The following is a 22,688-nucleotide window of genomic DNA, read 5'->3' as shown; positions in this document are numbered from 1 at the left end:
GTTAATTAACGCGGACCTGCCGCCACCGTGATACTCGCTGTACCTAGGGCATGCTGGTGTATGAAAAACCCAATTAATGCACTCGTTGCCCCCTTTGGTACATCAAGCTTTTCAACATCCAATGCATATACTTTATAAGTGTAATTATGCTTTCTTCCTTCTGGTGGACAAGGGCCAAAGTAGCCAGCTTTGCCCATATCAGTATTGCCTTCAACAGCACCAAGTGGTAATGACTTGGATGCAATTGAGCTCGTATTTGCTGGAATATCGTACACTACCCAATGCCAAAACCCGCTGCCTGTCGGTGCATCATTGTCATAAACTGTCACTGCAAAACTTTTGGTTTTTTTAGGCGCATTTTGCCAATCAAGTTGCGGCCTAATATTGCTTCCTTGACAGCCAAAGTGGTTCCAATATTGTGCCTTCGCTATTGCCTGACCTTGCTGTAAATCAGGGCTTGATAAATTAAATTCAGCAGCAAAACTTACATTACTAAACAAACCGGTCAGTATTAATGCGGCAGCTGTTTTTGTTATATTAAACATAGGTATTCCTTGTCTTTATTTTTTAAAAGCCTGATTTATTGCTGATAAGGAAGGTAGTCGGTATAACCTACCGCTGTGCCACCAAAAAGTGTGGTATGGTCAGTAATATTGCTCAATGGCAGTTGGTGTTCAATGCGATACGGTAAATCAGGGTTCGCAATGAAACGTCGACCAAATGCAATAAAGTCAGCAAGGCCTTTATTAATAAGCTCAGCCCCTGCTTGTTCGGTGTAATTACCAGCAACCATAATAGCACCACTAAAACCGCGACGTAGTGCCTCTCTAAATTCGAGTGTCACTGTTGGCGCATCGTCCCAATCTGCTTCGGCTAGGTGAATATATGCAATGCCTATGTCATCAAATTTATTTGCCGCGAGTAAAATTGTTTCAATAGCTTCACTGTCATCCATCCCGCGCTGGGTTATAAAGGGTGCGAGCCTGATACCGACTTTGTCCGCGCCAATAGCTCCACTAATTGCAGCGATAATTTCACACGCAAAGCGTATTCTGTTTTCTTGACTGCCACCATATTCATCAAGGCGCTTGTTCGATGAGCGTCGTAAAAATTGGTCAATTAAGTAACCGTTACCACCATGTACTTCAACACCATCAAAGCCTGCTTTTATTGCATTAATAGCCGCTTGTTTATAGTCGGTCACAATTGCTTTAATTTCTAAAGTGTTAAGCGCACGTGGGGTTGGGCAATCAAGCATGCGCCCTTGTCCATCATCACCCACAACCCAAACTTGTGCATCTGGAGCCAGTGCTGATGGCGCAACAGGTAAGCCATCACTATGAAATGAAGGATGTGACATACGCCCTACATGCCACAGCTGTAAAAATATTTTTCCGCCTTCGTTGTGCACAGCTTTAGTTACGAGTTTCCAACCTTCAATTTGCTCCTGCGAGTAAATACCAGGCGTGAACGAATAGCCTTTGCCTTGCGGGCTAATTTGCGTTGCCTCTGAAATAATCAGCCCAGCACTTGCGCGTTGAGCATAGTAAGTTGCCATTAACTCAGTTGGAATATCGCCCGGTTGCGCTGTGCGTGAGCGGGTCATAGGCGCCATAACAATTCGATTATTAAGGGTTGTATCGCCAATTGTTTTAGCATCGAATAACGATTTTATAGACATAGATTTTATAGACATAATTTTCTCTCTTATTTAATAATTTACATTAGGGCGTGTTGACCTTTTGTGATTGATTTTACAGCAGTCTATTTGGTATTTAGGCAAGGCAGCGCCTATGGTGTGTGTTCCCCATAAATAGGCGATAACGCAGTATAAATACCAAACACGCGCTGCCCAAAGGGTTCTTCCTAGGGGCGATTGACTCTTTGTTGCCTACATGGATGTAGGTAAGGGGCGTGAGCAGGGCGCACAAGCTTTGCTCGATTTTTACTTATTCTCACATAGATGTGAGCCAGTAGAATAACGCAGGAGCAGTTATCGAGCCCACTCGATTCCAAACCTCGCGTCGCGATTAAATCGCCCCTAGATTGAACAAATTTCAATCCACAAAGGTCAACACGCCCTAGGGTTAAAACTAAATTTCATTACTATTAAATAGCATTTCGATTTTTAGCCCTTCAGGCCCATCAATAAAAACCTGATGCTCTAGCAGCTCAGGCACTGAGCGCTCAAAATAAATGACTCCTGTTTGATCTAAACGATTCTTAAATACTTGATAACCTAAGCTGCGAATTGCAATATGATCTACAACACCTCGGCCTTGCATTTTGGTATTAACCGCTGATAAATAACGCTGCTGTGCTTTATTTCCAGCAGCATTGACTAAGTGGACCAACGCAATATTATCGGTGCCATATAGCCAACTACCTTCAAACGAAAAAGGCGGGCGGTACCCTTGCGTCAATCCAATTGAGCTGATAAAAAAGTGACGCATAGCTTGATAGTCAGCACTTGAAATTAATACATGATCTAATCGCATTCGTTTTCTCTTGTCGTTTTTAATACAATCAGTTTAATTGTTTATAATAATTTGATAATTGAGTTAATATTAAAAAGACTATTCATAAAAGCTGAATATAAAGGTGAGGGTTAATGACTAAAATTGATGATATGCAGCTTTTTGTTCATGTAGTGAGATCCGCAGGACTTGCGGCAGCAGGACGAAAAATAGGTTTATCGCCAGCGAGCATGACGGCACGAATTAATCAGCTCGAAAACCACTATCAAACACGTTTATTGATCCGTAATACCCGTAGCATTAAGTTAACTGATGCAGGTGAGCGATTTTATCAGGGCTGTTTAAGAGTGATTGCTGAAGTTGATGCCACAGAGCAGAGCATCACAATCAGTGACAACGAGCTCTCAGGCAGCCTAAAAATCACTGCCCCTTCTGATTTTGGTAAGCAGTTTGTTGCCCCTGCACTATCAAAATTTGTTGCCCTTAATCCGCAAGTAAAACCACATCTTCATTTAACGGATGGCTTAATCAACTTAGTTGAAGAAGGTATTGATGTCGCTATCCGCTTTGGTAACTTACCAGACAGTAATTTAATCAGCCGTAAGATCAAACCCAATAAACGGGTGCTATGCGCCTCAGCTGATTACATAGAACAACATGGGCAACCTTTATCACCGAGTGATTTAGCTGATCATCGATGCCTAGTGATGGAACGATTTGGCCAGCCGATGAATGACTGGCATTTTAAAAACACAATAATACGTGTTCCTGTCGCCATGAGTAGCTGTGATGGTTCAGTTATCAGGCAATGGGCTATTGATGGAGCCGGCATTGCACTTAAATCATTGGTCGATATTAGTGTTGATTTAGCTAACGGAGGCTTAGTAACTATATTAGATGAGCATATTCTGGGGTTTAGTAATAAAGATAAAGAACAGATTGGTTTACAGTTTGTCTATCCGTCTCGTAAATTTCAGCCGAAGCAAGCTGTGGCCTTTATGGACTTTTTACAGCAACAGTTAATATAAAAAAACCTTGAGAGCCTGCGCTCTCAAGGTTTTAATTTTGAGGCTATACGATACTTACAAAAGTTAAGCTGTACCACCAACCGTTAGGTTATCAATTTTAAGGCTTGGCTGACCCACGCCAACAGGAACACTTTGACCGTCTTTACCACATACGCCTACGCCTTTATCAAGCGCTAAATCGTTACCTACCATCGAGATTTGTTGCATTACCTCTGGGCCGTTACCAATTAAAGTTGCGCCTTTAATTGGTTGTGTGATTTTGCCATTTTCGATCAAGTACGCTTCTGAGGCACTAAATACAAACTTACCTGAAGTAATATCTACTTGGCCGCCACCAAAGTTTGGTGCAAAGATACCCTTTTTAACAGTACTGATTATATCTGCTTGGCTGTGCTCGCCGCCTAACATGTAGGTGTTGGTCATACGTGGCATAGGTAAATGGGCGTATGATTCACGGCGCGCATTGCCTGTTGGGTTTACTCCCATCAAACGTGCATTTAGCTTGTCTTGCATATACCCTTTTAAAATACCGTTTTCAATCAGCACATTGTAAGCCGCTGGTGTGCCTTCATCATCTACGTTAAGTGAACCACGGCGATCGGCTATAGTGCCATCATCTACCACAGTACATAACTCAGATGCGACTTTCTCACCTACTTTACCGCTAAATGCTGATGCACCTTTACGGTTAAAATCACCTTCTAAACCATGGCCAACAGCTTCGTGTAGTAATACGCCAGGCCAGCCTGCACCAAGTACCACTTCCATACTACCAGCGGGTGCATCAATGGCTTCTAGGTTTACTTTTGCTTGGCGAACAGCTTCTTCTGCGTATTCCATCCAACGTGGTTTGCCATCGACTAACTCTTTAAAATAACCATAATCTAAACGTGCGCCGCCACCTGCGCCACCGCGTTCACGTCGACCCTCTTTTTCAAGTAGTACTGAGCAGTTTAAGCGGATCAATGGGCGAATATCAGTAGCAAATGTACCATCGCTTGCGGCAATCAATATCTCTTCATAGACGGCTGACATTGAGCTAATCACTTGCTCTGCATCTGGGGCTAGTTCGCGAATATAATTTTCAAGCTCACGTAACAAACTTACTTTGTCGTTATCGCTCATACTTTGAATTGGCTGTAATGGTGCAAACTGCTGCTTGGCTTTTACATCACTAAAGACTTGAATTGCTTTACTCTCACCCGCCTCGGCGATACTACGCGCAGCTGTAGCGGCTTTGTTAAGCGCCTCAAGATTGATTGCATCTGAGTACGAAAAGCCTGTTTTTTCACCACTTACAGCGCGCACACCGACACCGCGCTCAACGTTGTAAGAGCCTTCTTTAACTAAGCCATCTTCCAGTACCCATGATTCATGGTGACTAGATTGAAAATAAAGATCAGCGTAATCAACATTATGCTGATGAATAAAACCAAGCGTTTTTTCGAGTTCTTCTCGATTTAGCTGGCTGTCGTGTAATAAATGCTGTTCAACCGTATTCATAATAAATGCTCTCTAAATCGTTGGTGAGATTGCACGGGCATATCTCGACGAATGGCATGTAATTGGTTCAAATCTGGCTGGCAGCCAATAAACCCTATGCCATTTGCAAGCTCACTGAGGACGTCGCCCCAAGGAGAAATAATAATGCTGTGGCCGTATGTTGCGCGGCCATTTTCATGTTGCCCTGCTTGTGCAGCGGCAATTACATAACTTTGTGTTTCAATCGCTCTGGCCTTTAATAAAGGTTGCCAATGCGCTTCGCCAGTGACCGTAGTAAATGCACTAGGCACTAAAATAACTTCAGCCCCTTGACGTTGCAATGCACTAAATAAACCACTGAATCTAAGATCATAACATACTGTGAGGCCGATTTTACCAAATGGAGAATCAACCACGACCACGTTTTCACCTGCTTGTGTGAAGTTTGATTCTCGGTATGAACCCGTGCCATCCGCCACATCAACATCAAATAAATGAATTTTGTTGTACTGCGCTAACACCTCGCCACTGCTATTAAATAGTAGCGATGCTGCAAAATAGCGATCATTGTTAGCACTGATCGGTAATGTGCCTGCTGCTAACCAAATATCATGTAAACGACACAAAGCACTTAATTGCTGTTGATAATAATCACTTTGCTTTGCTACGGCTAATGCATCTTGGCCACTTTTGCCAAACACTAAAAAGCTCTCAGGTAAACACACCAGTAATGGCCGTGTTTTAGGGAGTTTTACAAGTAGTTGTTTAAGTTGATTGATATTCTCATCTGCACACACGCCTGAGCACATCTGCATAGCAACTATCATTGGTTGCATAATAAAACTCTCATTGAGTGGCTGTCACTGCGGCGTCTTTGAGTGTTAACTCATGAGACTTTTGCGCTGCTTGTGGCTGATTTTGTGCAGCTTGCGGAATAGTTACTTCGCGACTTTTACGATCAACTTCCTGTACAACAGGATCGCTCATACTGCCGCTAACTTTAAAATTTATTTCCGAGATAACCCGTGCAGAATGAAGTACTTTGTCAATCGCCAACGCAGCTAAACCGGTAACAGGGTTTACCATCCACGCAACTATCACGGGAATACTTGAGGTTACTTGCGGGGCAACCGCTAGGTCGTAATCAATTTCCATGGTATTAAGGTTAGTGTGGCCCTTAATGGTTAAATCTGCGGGTACACCATCCATTTTAGTGTCTTGTGTATAAGCAATGCCTTTGTCCAACTGCATAGTGCCTTGCATGCTGTTATAGAAAAATCCCTTTGAAAAAACATCTCTAAAGTCGAGCTTAAGCTTACGCACCAATGAATCTAGGCTCAGTAATGAAAACACCCGCGCTCCACCATCACTGACTTCAGCTAAATGACCTTCGCCTAATTGCCAATCTAAATCCCCTGATAAACTGGGTATATCAAATTGATAAGGCGCATCTTGCCACGCTAAATCAAATTTAATATCTGCGGTTGAGTCTTTAACTGTGGTGGTTATATCAAATTCATCAAATAATTCACCTATGTCAGTACTTTGCATATTGCCATTAAACTGTGTGAGCCCATTTTTCCATTCGCCTTTTGCGCGTAAAATATGCTTACTTTTATCAACAACTAATTCTGATACCGTTAGTTTTTGCCCATCACCATAAAACGATGCGCTCACTTTATCTAGTTGGTAGCTTGCCACTTTACAGTCTGCGCACTCAAATTCTATTGCGGGTAAATCGTTCAACCATGTATAGTTTTCAGGAATTGTTGATATATTGGAGTTGTCATTTGAAGGCGTAAAGTTAACTCTTAAATAATCAGTAGCAATATGGATAGGACGACTTAATTGCCCTAAAGGAATAAACACCTGCGAGCGTAATTCTTTGGCGTTCAGCTTTAAACTTAAGTCGTTATCAACAGGCGCTAAACGCATTTCGAAATCATTAAATGCAATATCCGCGATCGTTAATTGCTGCACCTTGCCAACCACTTCGCTGAGGGGAGGAAGTACTCCTTGAGCATCAGATGCTGTTTGGTTAATGCTCACTATTTGTTTAATTAAACCAAGCCATGGCAGCAGATCGGTTTGATCTAAATTGATCGCTACCGTTAAGTTTTCACGGTTCAAACCTAAATCTTGTGCCCCTAAAATTAAATGAGCATTGCTGAGTTGGCCAGTGTCGTTGGCTAAAATCCCATTAAAGTACACGTTTTTATTGATATTAGCAGTGATCAAGTTTGAAATATTATCGCCTTGAATAACGGCGCTAAGTGGCCAAACTTGCTCTGCATTTTTGGTATAAGGCGCAGGTAATTCACTTTTGAGCCCTTTCAGTTGAGAGCTCACGTTGGCATGATAATTAAAACCATCAGCTAAAAAATTAAGCCCTATATTTATAGCAACTTCACTTTCGCCACTTAAATAGTCTTTTAAAAGACCTTGCCCGTGCTTAATCAAGGTGTGTGCGTTTAATTGTGCTTTAATGTCCACATCACCACGGTAGCTATCTTTGATACTTTTACCATCAAAGTTAACCTTAAGCGGCATACCTAACCACGTTGCTTCGGCATTTTTTAAGCTTATATGGTCATCATTAAAATACAGTTTGCCTGTTACTTGCTCTAATTGTACGCCTGGTTGCGCTAAATAAACGGGGAGTTTGCTTAAGTTAACAACCCCTTTGGCATTTACATTCAGGTCATTTAAATCAACCAACAACTCTATATCCGCACTCGCTTCACCTTGGCCTTGGATCACTTCAAATACATTTGCCAGAGGATCTGCAATGGGGGTGGCTTTAAAAAAAGGTAATAGTTTTTTTACATCTGCTTGTTTGTTAATTTTAACATTAAGAATGTCTGCATCCATTAGATCTGCAATACTCACATGCACTGCATTACCCACGGCTAAATTAACAAGTTCACCTTGTTGAGAGTAAATATCCATACGTTCATTTTCAAAATGCAGCTTTGCGCTACCTTTTGTCACTGCAGGCCAATTAGGCGCAAATTGATAATGTGCTTGCTCAACTTGGGCTAACACTTCAAACTGCCCTGAATTATCAGCAAACGGGAAACCTGTTAATGGCCCTGAAAACAACACTTGCGCTTGTGGTATTTCTCCCCCTTTAATCGCACCAGTTAAATAATCAACTAAACTATTGGTCATAACTGGGAGTGGGAAGTAATGACTTACAATACTCGCGTTAGGAACGAATGCTTCGGCGTATAAATCAAGCCTAGGTTGCCCCCCTAAGCTAAGCTTCATTTCAGCGGCAATTGTTGCCTCATCATTATCAAGCCAAATATTATCACTGCTTATCTGCCAGCCTTGCTCACTGCTGGCCAAATCAATTTGCATATTGAGCTGATTATATTTTATTGGATGACTAAACGTATCGCCGGTGAGTAATTGGTTATGCTCGCCAAATAAGTTAATACGCCCATAGTCTTGATTTAACAATCCATCAATACGTAAATCTTGCGCGCCTGGAATACCTTGCTTAGTAAGCCAGCCTAGCCGCTGCGCCTCAAACCATAATTGCCATTGCTCAGGAGACGAATATTGAAAGTAAGCGTAATCAACTTGCCCACTTGGTTGAAGGTTGATAAGTTGATCAAGGACTGCAAAGTTGCTTAATTGAGCCAGTTTTGAAACCAAGTCAAAATCAAGTTGCTGTATCCAAAACTGCTTTTGTTTTTTATCTAGTTGCGCTTCAAATTGAAAATCAGGCCAATATTGCTGATCATTTTTAATGCCTAAACCCGTACTTTTTAAACGCCAACCTTGCTGAAATGGATAAAGGTGAAACCCCCCTTCACTTAAGCTAAATTGGTGATTTTTTGTATCTTGCTGCCAATTAATATAGCTGGGTAGCCATTTAACGGTGACATCTTTAATTAAGCCTTTTTCAATACTCACCCAAGACTCTAAATTAATATCTGAATTGAGCTGCTCTTTACTAGCATTAATATATTGCGCAAGCCACTTAGAAACATCAACATTGCCAGCTTGTATATAAACATCACCAGCCATGCTTTCTAAAGTAGTGCCAACGAGCGCTAAACGCGCATCAAACGTGCCAACCGAAATCCCCGGCAAAGCCAAAGTACCACTTCCTAGATGCTGTTCAGGTTCGTTCTGCCAAACAATATTTTCAAGAATTAAACGGCGATCTTTACCATCTCCCAGCATAAAATTAAGACTGCTATTCTCTACAGCAAAATGCCCGGTTTCACCTAGGAATAAACCTTCAATTAGTTCTTTTTGCTCAAAAGATACATCCGTACTTTTTGAATCCAACATGCTCGGTATATTAACATTGGCATGAAAGCCGTTAATTACAAAGTAGCTGGATTTTAATTGCTGCGTTTTGATGGTTTCCCATACATTTAACTCAAAGCTTGCTTTGGCAATCGTCAATGCTATAGGTGATGTTTGATTATCTTCAAAGGAAATTTCTTCCAATACAATAGAGGGTCCTTTGCCATGCCAACTCGCTGAGATAGCGCCAATTGACAGATTAACGGCAAACTTTTCATAAAGGTAATTTTCTAAGTCACCTTTATAATCATTAGCGTACGGGAGTGTATATTTTAATACGGACACAATAACGGCCAGCAGCACCAATGTTATAGCACAGGCTTGCCATAACTTACGGATACAAAAAAAACAGGCCGTCTTTGCTTTCATTACATCATAACCACATCAAACTGCTCTTGACTATAGAGGCTTTCGGTTTGAATGCTTACTTGCTTGCCAATAAATAATTCAAGCTCTGCAAGGTTATGATATTCATCATTAATCAAGGCCTCACTCACAGCTGGTGCTGCATAAACCATAAATTTGTCTGCTGCATATGCTCTGTTCACACGTACAATTTCACGCAGTATTTCATAGCAAACGGTTTCTACTGTTTTTTGCGAACCTCGTCCTGAACACGCGGGACACACATCACATAAAATATGCTCTAAGCTTTCTCGCGTTCGTTTTCGTGTCATTTCAACTAAACCAAGCGCAGATAAGCCATTAATGTTTGATTTAGCACGATCTTTACCCAGTGCCGACTCCAGTGAATGTAATACGCGGCGTTTGTGATCTTCACTAATCATATCAATAAAATCGATGATGATTATGCCACCTAAATTTCGTAACCTAAGCTGACGAGCTATTGCCGAAGTAGCTTCAACATTAGTATTAAAAATGGTTTCTTCTAAATTCCTGTGACCAACAAAGGCACCTGTATTTACATCAACCGTGGTCATTGCTTCAGTTTGGTCGATAATTAAATACCCACCTGATTTAAGTTCCACTTTACGATGTAGTGCTTTTTGAATTTCGTTTTCAACATCAAATAAATCAAAAATCGGACGCTCACCTGGGTAGTATTCAAGCACCTCTGAGAGTATCGGTACAAATTCAGCAGTGAAGGCTTTTAGTTCTTCATATGTTAACTTTGAATCAACTCTAATGCGCTCCATGTCCTCACCTACATAATCACGTAAGGTTCTAAATGCGAGAGTTAAGTCTTCATGAAGGATGCTTTCTTTGCTGGTTTTTTTGCGTTTTGCGACTATTTTTTCCCACAATTTTTTTAAAAACTGTGCGTCGTGGCGCAGTTCAGCTTCGTTTGCACCCTCTGCTGCTGTGCGAACAATAAAGCTGCCGTTTTCATCGGAATAATCAGCAACAATATTTTTTAATCGCGCGCGTTCCTCTTCTGTTTCTATGCGCTGACTCACACCCACGTGAGTTGCATCCGGCATAAAAACTAAATAACGCGAAGGAATTGTAATGTCTGTGGTTAAACGCGCACCTTTAGTACCCAGTGGATCTTTTACCACTTGCACCATAATGTACTGTCCTTGACGAACTAGCTCACGGATGTCTTGCACTTTTTTTATTGGTTGATCGTCAACGCCTTCTACAATTGAAGCACTATTAACGATATCTGATGCATGTAGAAATGCAGCCTTGTCTAAACCAATATCAACAAATGCGGCTTGCATACCCGGCAATACGCGACTAATTTTACCTAAGTAAATATTACCAACAATCCCTAAGTTACCAATTCGCTCTAGTTGGATCTCTTGTAATACGCCATTTTCTATCAAAGCAACACGACTTTCACTCGGAGTGACGTTGATCAGTAATTCTATACTCATGTTACCTACTTAAGAATTCGCTTAATAATTTTTCGCATTCATATAAAGGTAAGCCTACAACTGCAAAATAGCTACCTGAAATATGCGTTACAAATCGACCACCTAACCCTTGAATACCATAACCACCGGCTTTATCTTGTGGTTCGCCACTTTGCCAGTAATCTTCTAACTCTTGATCTGATAATGTTTTAAAGCTGACCTGTGTTGTTACCACACAACTCATTACTCGCTCTGGCGTAGCAAATGCTATTGCGGTTAGCACCTGATGCTCTCGCCCTGACAAACGCTTTAACGTTGCCATAAAGTCCGCTTTATCCAGTGGTTTACCTAGCGATTGATTGTCGATAACCACGACAGTGTCGCTGCCCAATACAGGGCGATCGGTGTAACCCATAGTCACGCCCGTTTGAGCTTTTAAGCGCGCTAAACGTTCAACCAGCTCACGTGGAGATTCGTTGCTTAACTGGCTTTCGTCGGCATCCACACTAAATTGCGAAAATTCAATGCCTAGCTGAGTTAGCAATTCTTTGCGCCTTGGAGAAGCTGACGCTAAATAAATGGCGGTTTGCATTATCGGATCCTGAAATGACGACGGTATTTACGCAGCAGCAAGAAAATCCATGGCCAACTTAGCATGCCAGTAACCACTGGCCATAAGTATTGCGGATTAAAATACACATCCATTAAAAAGTGATTCAGCCAAAATTGCATTAAATGATAAAGCGTTAAAAATAGCCCAACCAATATTGCTTGCTGCCAAATCGAGAAGTTACGGATTTTTTGAAAATTACTCGCAGTAACAAAAATACAAATTGAGTAAGTGAGTGAGTTTACACCTAATGGCGAGCCTGATGCTAAATCAATTAAGAGTCCCACCACCCAAGCAGTACCAATGTTTAAACGATGCGGAACCGCCAATGACCAGTACATTAAAACGAGTAGAACCCAGTCTGGACGAAATGGTTCAAATGAAAACGGCAACGGCATCAGTGCCATGATCAATGCAAAAAAGATGCTAAAGCCGATAAGTAATGTGTGTCGGCTATTCATCGCTGATAATTTCCTGTTGACTACGCCATAAGATCACTAATAAGCGAATTCGGTCTAGCTGAGCAATTGGCTCCGCGTATACTTGCGCAAACGGACGCCCTTCATCGCGGTTTATCTCTGTCACAACTGCAACAGGATATCCTTCAGGAAACGTGCCACCAAGACCTGATGTTACCAATACATCACCATAACGTACATCTAGGCTATGCGGTACATGGGAGAGTTTTACTGAGTTTATTTTCCCTACACCTTCCACGACAGTGCGCACATCATTGCGTAAAATGCGCACCGGTGTTGCGTGGGTCGTATCTGTCATTAAAAGTACACGAGAGGTTGTTGATCCCACTTTTGTAAGTTGACCTACCACGCCCATTTCGTCAATCACAGCTTGCCCTTCACTAACACCATCAATCGCACCGCGATTGATCACCACTTGGTGACTATATGGGTTTGAATGAACTGACAGTACTTGTGCAATGATTTTACGGTTAGCTTGTTTAGCTGAAGAGCCAAGTAATGCCCGCAGTTTTTGATTTTCTTTGGCTAAAAATTGATATTGCTGAAGTTGTTCACTTTGCAGTAATTGCTTTTGTTTTAATGCTTCGTTTTCGGTTAGTAGTTGATCACGCGTATGCAAGCTTTTAGCACCAAGGCTAAAAACTTCATAGGGTAAATTAGCTAAATACAATAATGGGCTGACTAGCGTATTTAAACTGGTGCGAACCGTGGTGCCGCCTTGTGTATAACGATCGCCTACGATCAGCATGATACTCAACAGCACTGCGACAAAAAGTCGCAGTTGCAAAGAGATGGCACGCCCAAACATTAACTTCATTAGTCGTAGCTAAATACGTCACCACCATGCATATCTATCATCTCAAGTGCCTTACCGCCACCACGTGCTACACACGTTAATGGATCATCAGCAACCACTACCGGAATACCTGTTTCTTCCATTAATAAACGGTCTAAGTCTTTAAGCAGTGCACCACCGCCTGTTAGTACCATACCTTTAGCTGAGATATCTGACGCAAGCTCTGGTGGTGATTGCTCAAGTGCCACCATCACAGCGCTTACAATACCCATTAATGGCTCTTGCAGTGCTTCTAATATTTCGTGCGAGTTAAGCGTAAATGAGCGCGGTACACCTTCAGCAAGGTTACGACCACGCACTTCAATTTCAATCGGTTCATCAGTTTTAAAAGCTGACCCTATTTGATGCTTAATGTTTTCAGCTGTCGCTTCACCAATCAAGCTACCAAAATTACGACGTACATAATTAATGATTGCTTCATCAAACTTATCGCCACCAATACGCACTGATGATGAATACACTACGCCGTTAAGTGAGATAATTGCGACTTCAGTTGTACCGCCACCGATATCAACAACCATTGAACCCGTTGCTTCTGACACAGGTAAACCCGCACCAATTGCAGCCGCCATTGGCTCTTCAATTAAATATACCTCACGCGCACCCGCCCCCATTGCAGATTCACGTATTGCACGTTTTTCTACCTGAGTTGCACCACATGGCACACATATAAGTACACGTGGGCTAGGACGCATAAAATTGTTGTTATGAACTTGCTTAATAAAATGCTGTAACATTTTTTCAGTTACATAAAAGTCAGCAATTACGCCATCCTTCATCGGGCGGATCGCTTTAATATTACCTGGAGTACGACCAAGCATTTGCTTTGCTTCGGTGCCTACTGAGGCAACACTTTTAGGGCCACCAGCGCGTTCTTGACGGATCGCAACAACAGATGGTTCATTAAGGACAATGCCTTCGTCTTTAACATAAATAAGGGTATTGGCTGTACCCAAGTCGATCGATAGATCGTTTGAAAAAATACCACGGAGCTTTTTAAACATGAGGCTGGATGACCTTTGAAAACGTTCTTATGTTAGCTGACTCTACTTTAACATACTGAATTATTTCAGTAATACAAAGCGCAGCTACCTTTGTTAATTGGGTAAAAAGGAAGCATTGCTTCCTTTTTAAATTATTTTTATCGCTCGCGTACTAAGCGAAAACCGATATAATTTGCACGAAAGTCCGGCGCTAAAATCAAACGAGTTGAAGCGCGAGCTAAACTCGGTGCAAAATTCCATGCACCACCTCGAACTGTTACATCCGATTGCTGAGCTGACTTATGAGTCCATTCCCATACATTTCCTACGGTGTCGTAGAGACCAAATGCGTTTGGCGCAAAAGCACCTGTCGGTGATGCACTTTTGTTTGACCATTCACTACCACACCAGCCACAATTGGCTAAATTTTTACCGATTTCATTACCCCATGGGTATTCGGTTTTAGTACCCGCTCGAGCTGCATATTCCCACTCAACCTCATTCGGTAAGCGATATTGTTGGCCTGTTTGACCTGATAACCAATCAGCATATGCTTTAGCATCATTATAGGTTAAGCATACAGCTGGATAATCATTGCCTTGCTCAAAGCCAGGGTTACGCCAATTTAAATTAGCTTCCCAAACTGGCTCACCATTTAAATAATACGCACAGCCACGATTGCGTTCAGCTTCTGTTTTATAACCGCTATTGGTAACAAACTGCTTATACGCACCGACTGATACTTCTTTGCTTTGCATTGCAAATGAGTTGGCTATGGTTTTCTCAACAACAGGACGCTCATTAGCAAGTCCGTTGCCATTGATATCACCCATTTCAAACGTGCCTGCTGGAATAACAACCACAGCCGCACCGGCTGCATTGCCAACCGCTGTAGTCGTAGATGCTGTATTTCGTTGCTCTCGAGTGTATGTCGGTGCAGCAATCGACTCAGGCTTTTTTACCAACTTGGCATGAATGGTTTGCGGTTTACGCAAATCAACACGCACACGATATGATTGGTAACCTTGTTTTCGTACTTCAACATCATGTACGCCACTTGGCAAAGTAGTCGCTAAGCGTGTTGAGCCAAAACTCACACCATCAATAAACACTTCATCATCAAATACATTTGATCGCAGTGTTAGTTCAACCATTCTATTTTTGTTGTTATCAACAACCAATGGATCAACTTTTGGCATCAACATTGGCTTTACTGAGTAGTCTCGAACCGACTGCGTATTTAAACGTGACACTGAAACTACGTCATTATCCTTACTATCACTGAATGTTAACTGACTATCTGAGTAGCTAGTACCGTAACTTGCTTGATAAGGTGTGCTCAGTGGTGTGCCGTACTCAGAACAATAGCGATTATCAACACTTAATAAGTTACATAAACGGCTGCTATTAACATCTCCGCGCATGGTAACACTTAAATTTACGTTGTAATTACCTTGACCACTGAATGCACTATTTACTACATGGCTACTTAATATTTGTACTTGCGCACCAGCCATATTGCGTTTTGGTTCAACCAATCGCTCTTCAGTTAGGTTTGCAAATATTTGATCTACGAAGCGTTTTGTTGCTTTTTGTAAACCCATTTGCTGACCGCGTTGCTCACACGCTGCTAGCGTTTCTGTACGCTTACAGTTGATGGTGTGATTAACTTCTAACGTTCCCTCGCGGGTAAACTCGTTACGCAAGCGCTCTACTCGTGCTGTTGTTAATTGTTCTTTTAAGCTTTCAAGCGTGTTTAGCTGGGTATGTTTAGCTACGCGAATTTGTTCAATATCTTTGCGGTGGGATGCAATTGCCGCCAACTGCATCGCTATATCATCTTTATTTTGTTTATGATCAACCACGGCTTGTTGATAACGTGCTTGTGCGGTACTGATATCAAGCGTTGGATCATCAATTAAACGACGGTACATCTCGTTCATTGCATCAAGTGCTTGGTTCTTTTCTTTATCGAGTGCAGTTGAACGAGTACGCAATAAATCAAGTTGGCTTTGTAACTGACTTTCTTCTTTTAAATGTTTTTCAAGTATCTGTGTAGAGTTATCGTATTCAGCTTGTTTAATACTGATCTCAGATTCAATCCCAGTTACCGTCGCTGTATCTTGTGCAAACGCACTTGATGCAAGCAAACTTGCTGAAATTAACAGAGATAAAGGAGCAATTCGCATATATTCCATTCCCAAAAAGCGGCAATTATTTGGTCATTATTTATTTTTTATAATTAAACTCTTATGCTATGTACTTGCAAGGCAAAACACAAGCTTTGTTCAAAAATTATCTGAGTTTATACCTAATTAGCCTCAAGATGCGAGCTTCAGTTGGAATTAAAAGTGATTTAAACAAGGCATTGATTGCAAATAATGGCTATTCCCTTATTAAAATTAGTCTCTCATAACAGTAACGCAGTATAAATCTGCTTTTAAGCTTCTCTATAGGATGCTTCACAGGCGTTGCCATTTTTGTCAAATCACGCCTTGATAGCCATCCCCTGTAAAACACTGAATTCTGTATCTTGAGATTGACTGGACATACTACTATTATCGGACTTCACGCCAGTAAATAACTCTGTCATTTCCTCTAAAACTGCCAAATTGAAGTATTCCTCTAGGATTTAATTGGCTAGCATCAGCTTGCCAATCCCACTCAAGCCAATTTTCAGTATCGTATTCAATTATAAAAATACCAATACCCTGAGGTTGCGCATAAATTCCGTTAGTATTTGGGTAACTACCATTTTCAAAGACACCACTATTGCCTGTACTGTAAACATAATCAAGAACAGGTAATGCCGGTGAAATTTGACTTATTTCAGGGTGCGTAAATACACTGCAGTTATCATTGGCATTACGAACAAACTCAGTACCATTATAATATTGCATCTCCATTGGTACGAGTAAATCATCTAAGTCAGAACCTGCATTATTCCCCAAATCCAGACGCCCAAACCGAAAACTAATTGGTGCACTATTAAGTCTAACGCTATCGCAATTTGCCACACAGCTCCCCGCAATTATTGGGTTATCGTTAGCACCCATTAAAGCAGCCCCCTCAAGCCCTGTTAGTGTTGCCATAAGGTTTACACTTTCGAAAGGCCCATCTGGGTCATTAAATTCTTGGCGTGCCAAAATGGTGTCGAGGTCGTTTAATTGCCATTGTCCAGCGTCTGCAGGTGTACTCCCCCATGCTGGTGAGTCTATGTTCTGCAGCCTTGGTGTTAAATCAAGTGCGGATACATAATTACCGGCCTCACTGTTTTCAGCATTAACTACGATATTTGAGTTAATAAACCCACCCACATAATTTTTCATTGTTTGATTTTTATGATTTTGAGCGAGTACTGTAAACCCAAGTGAAAATGGCTCACTTAAGTAGGTTTGATTACTGCCATAACGTGTACATTGAGCAGCGGCTTGAATACCTTGTAATACATATTGAGATGGAGCAAAACGGCCAACATTGGTGATCTCACCTCGCACATCTCCAGCACCTAAGTAATCGCCATCTTGCAAGCCCACAGCTAAATCAATAATCCCGACTTGATCATAATTATATTGTGATAGGGATTCACTTAAGCTACCCGAATCAGTAAACGCGGATAGTGTATCTACGTCTAGATTACCTAATACTCCGCCCGAAGGTAATAAGGTGGAAGGTGTCACATTGGGTGACTCACCAATAAAGTGTTTAGCGATTGCATTGCTGTTTATTACTGAATAATCATCTGGGTAACCATCATTGTTGTTATCTTGTCCAACAAGCCATTGTACCGCATTCATTTTCAATGAAAATGGCTCACCAGTGAGCTTTAATAAACTGCCGTTTGCATCACTTGCAAATGCATTATTGCCGTCATTAGGAAAGTTTATAGCAAGGCCAAATGGCTTAACAACAAATTCATTTGAACTCCCCGCTAAGCTTACTGATAGATTGGTTGCAGGATCCAGTATCAAGTTTAACCTAGTATTTAAGCTTACCTGTCCTGCATCAGGGTAATTAATGGTAATCTCAGCTTTGGATTCACTACTAAACTTTAGTGGTACCGCTTGATAGCTTTGCCCAATTGCATGCGTATTACCGTTATTCACAAGCGCCAACTCATCACTACAAACAGACCCCGAACTACAGCTATAAGCCAAATCAATTGCAACTTCTCCATCGGTAGGAAAAGCAGCTTCGCAGACTCCTGTTGTTGTGTTGGTTTTAACAGCCTGTATCGCTAACTGTTTAGCATTAAAGCCTGTATCAGAAGGTTTTCCTGATAACTGAGTAGGTATTAAGGTGTTATTGTCACTGTCATTTCTAAAAATAAACCCTGCATCAGAGAACGTGACTTTACATCCACCAAGGCCAACATTAATCCCCCCAATATAACAACGTAACGGCGCTGATGGATCAGCTAAGTTATAACCAAATTGCACTTGACCAGCCGTACGCTTAGCAAAGCGTATATCTGTCATGCTTGTAAATGTTATGTTCTCCCCTGTAACCCAGCTTTGTGACCCGCTGGTACTTGGCGAAAGATCGAGTGTAGACTCTTCAGCATAAAGTACATCACATGCATCATTCGCACATGCTGTAAGCGTCATTTCTTTAGCCTGACACGTTAAACCCTTGTTATCACTCATGGATATGCGGTAATGATCTAATAATACTGGTGGTGTAATTCCACAAAAACCGGGGATATTATTCGGTACTGGTGTTCCCGTAAATGAAGAGCTTTGCTCTGCTATAATCTCAGTGCCAGAGGTAATCATACCCGTATACTGTACTTCTTGCGCAATACGCACCTCTCCCGTTGCGACTAAAAATGCGTTAAAGTCGACACTCGCTCCAATCGATACAGCACCATCAATGTAGATAGCCAAATACGCACCATCTTCAATAACTATATTCGTATTAGCGACCGTTAAAAAAGCGGTTGATAATATTGAGTCTGAATTTTGCACAAATATTCGGGTGGGCTTTGTTACTCTGTATTCAGGTTCGACCATCGTTATTTGCAATTCATCAAAAAAGTAATCACCCGCTAAACTCGTTGGTATGGCACTTCCAGATGAGCCATCATTTGCTATTGTAGGCACCCGTGAAGCTTGCCCTGCGGTCAGCGAATTTTCTCCCTTTGCAGCACAAGGCTGACCATTGCATAAAGGAATATTAGTAATCGCAGTTGAAATGTAATTCATTGTTGTTAAAACATTCGCATTGTTGTCTGTAACCGTAACGCCTTGAACAAGTTGAATCTGTCCATTATTGTATGTAGCAATAGCCCCTGGAAAGAGCGTATCACAACTCAAAATGTCCCCGTTGGATACAAACGTACTCGTCATGGCTAAAATAGATGCCTCTTCATTTGGGTGATTACGCTCCCTATCGCCATCTCTATCTTCATCAACCACTATACCCAGCCGAGTTCGTGTTAAATTACAACTACGTAACCACCCCCCATCTTCACCAACCCGACTATTCTTACTTGCGACAACTAAAGGGGCTACGTCAAAGTCATTATTAAAGTAAAAGTAATTACAACCATCACTCCAACCATCCACTTTATACCCAGTGAAAAAACTCTCCCATAACACTTCGACTTGATTATCATCCACAAAAGTACGGTTACTTCCTGGCTCCACAACAAGATAGGCAATTGTCTCGCTTTTGATTAAGCCACTACTTGTCTCTGATGCTTCAAGCGCTATATTTACTCCCACTGATGTTAATGAATTAGTTTCAACAGCCACGGTTAAAAATGGTCTTAACGCATCTCTCGGAGGAGTTGTTTCCAAGCTATTGATTGTTTGTAGTGAATGAAAAAAATTTGGCCGTGTAGTAAATGGCATCGAGAAGGTAACGCCTTTATAGCTCTTCGGCAAAACATAATTAGATTGAGGCCCATATTGAATTTCAAGCAATATATCTGTACTACCAACTTCCATGATTGTGCCATCAGGGAATTCATGTACGCCATATTCAACCGCTAAATAATGCGCCCCCATGGTAATATGCTCACCATCTTCTCCTGTAGGTTCAAGTGGTAGAGCTTCAAAGCCAGTTGTAGTCACATTGCGTATGCGTACTATTGCAGGGTTACCGCCTTGATTGGTCGAAAGCATAAACACCGCAGGCGGAACATCATATTCTTGTTGAAAATTTATTTTGGTCCAAATAGGTGAAACATACGTGTCTTGCAGTTCAATAAAGCGGCCTTCTATTTTTGGCGTTGCGGCTACACACACATAACTACAGCATAGCAATCCTAATAGTATTAATGTACGGTAAATCATCATGGTAAGGTCTTCGCTTCAACGCTCAATGTACGTTGTGTTTGCCAATAATCTTTTCGACAAGCCTCACCAATGGCGCATGCAATAGGGGCGCAAATAGCCGTACTTTGCAGATAAAAAATACTAACAGTACCAGCACTATTACTACTATCTGGCACAGCCAAGTATTGCTTGCAACTGAGTGTAACCACACAGTTTTCAAGATAAGTTACTTGCAAAGCTAGCGTCGTTGATACTGCCGCGCAATTCTGTGCAGGGTTATTTAACGGGAAAAGCTCTGTTAAAGCATTTTCTAACCCACTTTGGGCAGCCATATAAGCACGAGCGCCATAATACTCAATAATATTTTGTTGTGCTGATGCAGAAAGTATTTTCACTAGCGCTAAGCCCAACATCAAAAATACAACAATAATCACCAGTGTAACAACGAGTAAATTACCTTTTTGACGAGCGGCATTTTGACTTGCTTGATTCCTATTATTTTTAAGGTACATTGGGTATATGCACCTCATGATTAAACATCATTGCTTCACTATCATTAAACGTCATAATTGCATGAATATTTAATACAGAATTACGTGTTAACGCTGCATCATCTAAATTGAAAAACTCATTGCTAACTAAGTTGTTGCTTATATGAAGCGCAAGTAAATCTCGTTTTACCCCACTGCTTGCCTGTAGCTGTACTGCATTTAATTGGTTTACATTAAAACCATAATCTTGGTATCGATATAAGGCATTACCTTCAACACAAAAGCTCACAGGCTCAGCCAGTAAATAGATACGCTTTGATGACGACTCTTGCATAAATGCTTGGCTAAATTGCCATTGATCCAGCTCGCTCGTTGTTGAGCTTACAAACCCTGTTACTTGTAATCGTTTATTGTTTGCTACATCGTATAAATCACTGTGGTGTAATGGGTATACAGTGGCCCAATTTCCAATTGTTGGCTGTGCTAAATTATTTAATTCGAAGTCTACCGCTGTAACATTAAAAGGGGCTGACGTTGGTAGGTAGCCGGTATAATGAGTCGCTGATTGGAAAGGAATAAACTCAAGACACTGATCAAATGTGCACCCTCCTTCACACTGTAACCGAAGAGAGTTTGGTGTGGCGTGCCGTAGCTCTTTAGCTAAGCGTGTTAGCATAAATCGTGCTTGTGCAACGGCTTCTTGACGCTCAACACCTTGGCTGTAGATATTTACCCCAGCATTAATATAAGCAACCGAAGTAACCCCTAATATCCCCACAATCACCATGACTATTAATAACTCTATAAGGGTAAACCCGCATTGTTTTATAAAGCTAAACATCAGTAATTACCTTTATAAGCACTAAACCCATATTGCTCTCCATTTGGAGCACTAACAATAAGTGTGATGAGCTTTAATGTTGTTCCATCATTTACGGTTGTACTATTACGGTCACTGTCATAAACCACAGTAACGGCAACACTAAAATCTTGATACTGCGTTAACTGCTCACCTAAGCTATTTGTTATAGGCTGAGCATTGAGTGCTAAATAATCATCCACATCATCATACGTAGTCCGGGTTTCTCCGCTATCGGCACCTAAATCGGCTACAACGGTGCAATTTGGTGCAGCCAAACCACTCTCTGAGCATCGTCTAAACGGCGGCGCACGTTCACTATGCTCATCAAATGCCTTACTTTGGATCTCATTCATTAATGATTGACCCAATTCATTAGCACGTAACTGTAAAATAGGATCCGCACTTTGACGCGCCTGCGGCGCAATTAAACCGGTAATAATTGTCAGGGCTATCGCAAAAATAACAATGCTAATGATTAGCTCAATAAGGGTAAAACCCGTATTAAGGGCACGCATAAATCAGCCCCTCACCACTAATACATACACCAGCTAACCCTACATCTATTCGACATGTATTGTTGCAATTTCGATCACTTCGCCCCAATGGGTCAAAATTAATTTCAGTAAATAGCGATCCTTGACCATCTAACGCAGTAAATACTATTTCGCTACGTTGCGTGTCTATCTTCACTACCAAATCGTCTTGGTTGTTAGGATCCGCTCCTCCATTGCATGTATCTGTTGTTGGCCCAGCAATTAACACTGCGCTTATGTATAACTTATGGCAACTCGCTATTGCACTGTTTTGCATCGCTCGTAATTGAGTTGTGCGTAGTGCGGCCAATACGCGATCACGATATGAATAGGCGTCTTCGGTTGAACTACCTAAGAATTTGGGCCCTGCCGTTACCGACAGGATACCCAAAATAACCAAAGTAATTATCAGTTCAACTAAAGTAAAGCCACGCAATCGTTGCTTAGTCGAGCTTCCCAT

18 protein-coding genes are annotated in these 22,688 nt (G+C 41.5%); 1 reads left to right on the top strand and 17 read right to left on the bottom strand.

Annotated elements, in window-relative coordinates:
• Positions 1-5: 5 nt before the first annotated feature.
• The 3 genes from ADS77_RS13030 to ADS77_RS13020 form a co-directional block, all read right to left on the bottom strand.
• Entirely contained in the window at positions 6-545 is a 540-nt protein-coding gene (locus ADS77_RS13030) for a YbhB/YbcL family Raf kinase inhibitor-like protein (RefSeq protein ID WP_054204830.1), read from the bottom strand.
• 35 nt (positions 546-580) lie between these two features.
• Entirely contained in the window at positions 581-1,681 is a 1,101-nt protein-coding gene (locus ADS77_RS13025; RefSeq protein WP_054204944.1) for an alkene reductase, read from the bottom strand.
• Between the two features lie 412 nt (positions 1,682-2,093).
• Positions 2,094-2,498 carry a hypothetical protein gene (locus ADS77_RS13020; RefSeq protein ID WP_054204831.1) on the bottom strand — a complete coding sequence of 135 codons (405 nt, stop codon included), beginning with the start codon at positions 2,496-2,498 and terminating at the stop codon, positions 2,094-2,096.
• Between the two features lie 113 nt (positions 2,499-2,611).
• Here ADS77_RS13020 and ADS77_RS13015 point away from each other — a divergent pair, with 113 nt between their 5' ends.
• Complete coding sequence (locus ADS77_RS13015) at positions 2,612-3,505, top strand: LysR family transcriptional regulator (protein ID WP_054204832.1); 894 nt, start codon at positions 2,612-2,614, stop codon at positions 3,503-3,505.
• 63 nt (positions 3,506-3,568) lie between these two features.
• Here ADS77_RS13015 and tldD read toward each other — a convergent pair whose 3' ends face one another.
• The 14 genes from tldD to ADS77_RS12945 all read right to left on the bottom strand — a co-directional run bounded on the left by tldD (position 3,569) and on the right by ADS77_RS12945 (position 22,688).
• Positions 3,569-5,008: a metalloprotease TldD gene (gene tldD, locus ADS77_RS13010; protein WP_054204833.1), complete on the bottom strand. Its 1,440-nt coding sequence runs from the start codon at positions 5,006-5,008 to the stop codon at positions 3,569-3,571.
• Positions 5,005-5,823, bottom strand: coding sequence for a carbon-nitrogen hydrolase family protein (locus ADS77_RS13005; protein WP_054454810.1), 819 nt, complete (start codon positions 5,821-5,823; stop codon positions 5,005-5,007). The genes tldD and ADS77_RS13005 overlap by 4 nt, the downstream gene beginning before the upstream one ends.
• Positions 5,824-5,833: 10 nt before the next feature.
• Complete coding sequence (locus tag ADS77_RS13000) at positions 5,834-9,682, bottom strand: YhdP family protein (RefSeq protein WP_054454807.1); 3,849 nt, start codon at positions 9,680-9,682, stop codon at positions 5,834-5,836.
• Positions 9,682-11,154: a ribonuclease G gene (rng, locus tag ADS77_RS12995; protein WP_054204835.1), complete on the bottom strand. Its 1,473-nt coding sequence runs from the start codon at positions 11,152-11,154 to the stop codon at positions 9,682-9,684. Before rng ends, ADS77_RS13000 begins: the two co-directional genes overlap by 1 nt.
• Position 11,155: 1 nt before the next feature.
• Positions 11,156-11,725, bottom strand: coding sequence for a Maf family protein (locus ADS77_RS12990; RefSeq protein WP_054204836.1), 570 nt, complete (start codon positions 11,723-11,725; stop codon positions 11,156-11,158).
• Positions 11,725-12,204, bottom strand: coding sequence for a rod shape-determining protein MreD (gene mreD / locus ADS77_RS12985; RefSeq protein WP_054204837.1), 480 nt, complete (start codon positions 12,202-12,204; stop codon positions 11,725-11,727). The genes ADS77_RS12990 and mreD overlap by 1 nt, the downstream gene beginning before the upstream one ends.
• Positions 12,197-13,039, bottom strand: a complete 843-nt coding sequence (mreC, locus tag ADS77_RS12980; protein ID WP_170173838.1) for a rod shape-determining protein MreC — start codon at positions 13,037-13,039, stop codon at positions 12,197-12,199. Before mreC ends, mreD begins: the two co-directional genes overlap by 8 nt.
• The gene (locus ADS77_RS12975; protein ID WP_016709506.1) at positions 13,039-14,082 is read right to left on the bottom strand and encodes a rod shape-determining protein; all 1,044 of its coding nucleotides are present in this window, start codon (positions 14,080-14,082) and stop codon (positions 13,039-13,041) included. Before ADS77_RS12975 ends, mreC begins: the two co-directional genes overlap by 1 nt.
• A gap of 137 nt (positions 14,083-14,219) precedes the next feature.
• Positions 14,220-16,250 carry an SUMF1/EgtB/PvdO family nonheme iron enzyme gene (locus tag ADS77_RS12970; RefSeq protein ID WP_054204838.1) on the bottom strand — a complete coding sequence of 677 codons (2,031 nt, stop codon included), beginning with the start codon at positions 16,248-16,250 and terminating at the stop codon, positions 14,220-14,222.
• Between the two features lie 369 nt (positions 16,251-16,619).
• Positions 16,620-20,363 (bottom strand): H-type lectin domain-containing protein, encoded by a 3,744-nt coding sequence (locus ADS77_RS12965; RefSeq protein ID WP_235575778.1) that lies wholly within the window; start codon positions 20,361-20,363, stop codon positions 16,620-16,622.
• A complete protein-coding gene (locus ADS77_RS12960) occupies positions 20,360-20,854 on the bottom strand; it encodes a hypothetical protein (RefSeq protein ID WP_054204839.1) in 495 nt (164 codons plus the stop codon). Before ADS77_RS12960 ends, ADS77_RS12965 begins: the two co-directional genes overlap by 4 nt.
• A complete protein-coding gene (locus ADS77_RS12955) occupies positions 20,844-21,674 on the bottom strand; it encodes a type II secretion system protein J (protein ID WP_054454805.1) in 831 nt (276 codons plus the stop codon). Before ADS77_RS12955 ends, ADS77_RS12960 begins: the two co-directional genes overlap by 11 nt.
• A complete protein-coding gene (locus ADS77_RS12950; protein ID WP_054204841.1) occupies positions 21,674-22,210 on the bottom strand; it encodes a prepilin-type N-terminal cleavage/methylation domain-containing protein in 537 nt (178 codons plus the stop codon). Before ADS77_RS12950 ends, ADS77_RS12955 begins: the two co-directional genes overlap by 1 nt.
• On the bottom strand, positions 22,197-22,688 hold the full coding sequence (locus tag ADS77_RS12945; protein ID WP_054204842.1) for a type II secretion system protein: 492 nt from the start codon (positions 22,686-22,688) through the stop codon (positions 22,197-22,199). The genes ADS77_RS12950 and ADS77_RS12945 overlap by 14 nt, the downstream gene beginning before the upstream one ends.

The sequence above is a fragment of the Pseudoalteromonas porphyrae genome (assembly GCF_001298125.1).
Lineage (GTDB): Bacteria > Pseudomonadota > Gammaproteobacteria > Enterobacterales > Alteromonadaceae > Pseudoalteromonas > Pseudoalteromonas neustonica.
Note: the sequence above shows the minus strand (reverse complement) of the source record. Positions and strands in the feature narration are given on the sequence as shown.

What these genes read in the sequence shown, in the direction of transcription:
- ADS77_RS13020 (WP_054204831.1), bottom strand. Translation starts at nt 2,498, where the DNA reads ATGCGATTAGATCATGTATTAATTTCAAGTGCTGACTATCAAGCTATG.
- ADS77_RS12955 (WP_054454805.1), bottom strand. Translation starts at nt 21,674, where the DNA reads ATGTTTAGCTTTATAAAACAATGCGGGTTTACCCTTATAGAGTTATTA.
- ADS77_RS12960 (WP_054204839.1), bottom strand. Translation starts at nt 20,854, where the DNA reads ATGTACCTTAAAAATAATAGGAATCAAGCAAGTCAAAATGCCGCTCGT.
- ADS77_RS12975 (WP_016709506.1), bottom strand. Translation starts at nt 14,082, where the DNA reads ATGTTTAAAAAGCTCCGTGGTATTTTTTCAAACGATCTATCGATCGAC.
- ADS77_RS13015 (WP_054204832.1), top strand. Translation starts at nt 2,612, where the DNA reads ATGACTAAAATTGATGATATGCAGCTTTTTGTTCATGTAGTGAGATCC.
- ADS77_RS12990 (WP_054204836.1), bottom strand. Translation starts at nt 11,725, where the DNA reads ATGCAAACCGCCATTTATTTAGCGTCAGCTTCTCCAAGGCGCAAAGAA.
- ADS77_RS12945 (WP_054204842.1), bottom strand. Translation starts at nt 22,688, where the DNA reads ATGGGAAGCTCGACTAAGCAACGATTGCGTGGCTTTACTTTAGTTGAA.
- ADS77_RS12970 (WP_054204838.1), bottom strand. Translation starts at nt 16,250, where the DNA reads ATGCGAATTGCTCCTTTATCTCTGTTAATTTCAGCAAGTTTGCTTGCA.
- ADS77_RS13030 (WP_054204830.1), bottom strand. Translation starts at nt 545, where the DNA reads ATGTTTAATATAACAAAAACAGCTGCCGCATTAATACTGACCGGTTTG.
- mreD (WP_054204837.1), bottom strand. Translation starts at nt 12,204, where the DNA reads ATGAATAGCCGACACACATTACTTATCGGCTTTAGCATCTTTTTTGCA.
- mreC (WP_170173838.1), bottom strand. Translation starts at nt 13,039, where the DNA reads ATGAAGTTAATGTTTGGGCGTGCCATCTCTTTGCAACTGCGACTTTTT.
- ADS77_RS12965 (WP_235575778.1), bottom strand. Translation starts at nt 20,363, where the DNA reads ATGATGATTTACCGTACATTAATACTATTAGGATTGCTATGCTGTAGT.
- rng (WP_054204835.1), bottom strand. Translation starts at nt 11,154, where the DNA reads ATGAGTATAGAATTACTGATCAACGTCACTCCGAGTGAAAGTCGTGTT.
- ADS77_RS12950 (WP_054204841.1), bottom strand. Translation starts at nt 22,210, where the DNA reads ATGCGTGCCCTTAATACGGGTTTTACCCTTATTGAGCTAATCATTAGC.
- ADS77_RS13005 (WP_054454810.1), bottom strand. Translation starts at nt 5,823, where the DNA reads ATGCAACCAATGATAGTTGCTATGCAGATGTGCTCAGGCGTGTGTGCA.
- ADS77_RS13025 (WP_054204944.1), bottom strand. Translation starts at nt 1,681, where the DNA reads ATGTCTATAAAATCGTTATTCGATGCTAAAACAATTGGCGATACAACC.
- tldD (WP_054204833.1), bottom strand. Translation starts at nt 5,008, where the DNA reads ATGAATACGGTTGAACAGCATTTATTACACGACAGCCAGCTAAATCGA.
- ADS77_RS13000 (WP_054454807.1), bottom strand. Translation starts at nt 9,682, where the DNA reads ATGAAAGCAAAGACGGCCTGTTTTTTTTGTATCCGTAAGTTATGGCAA.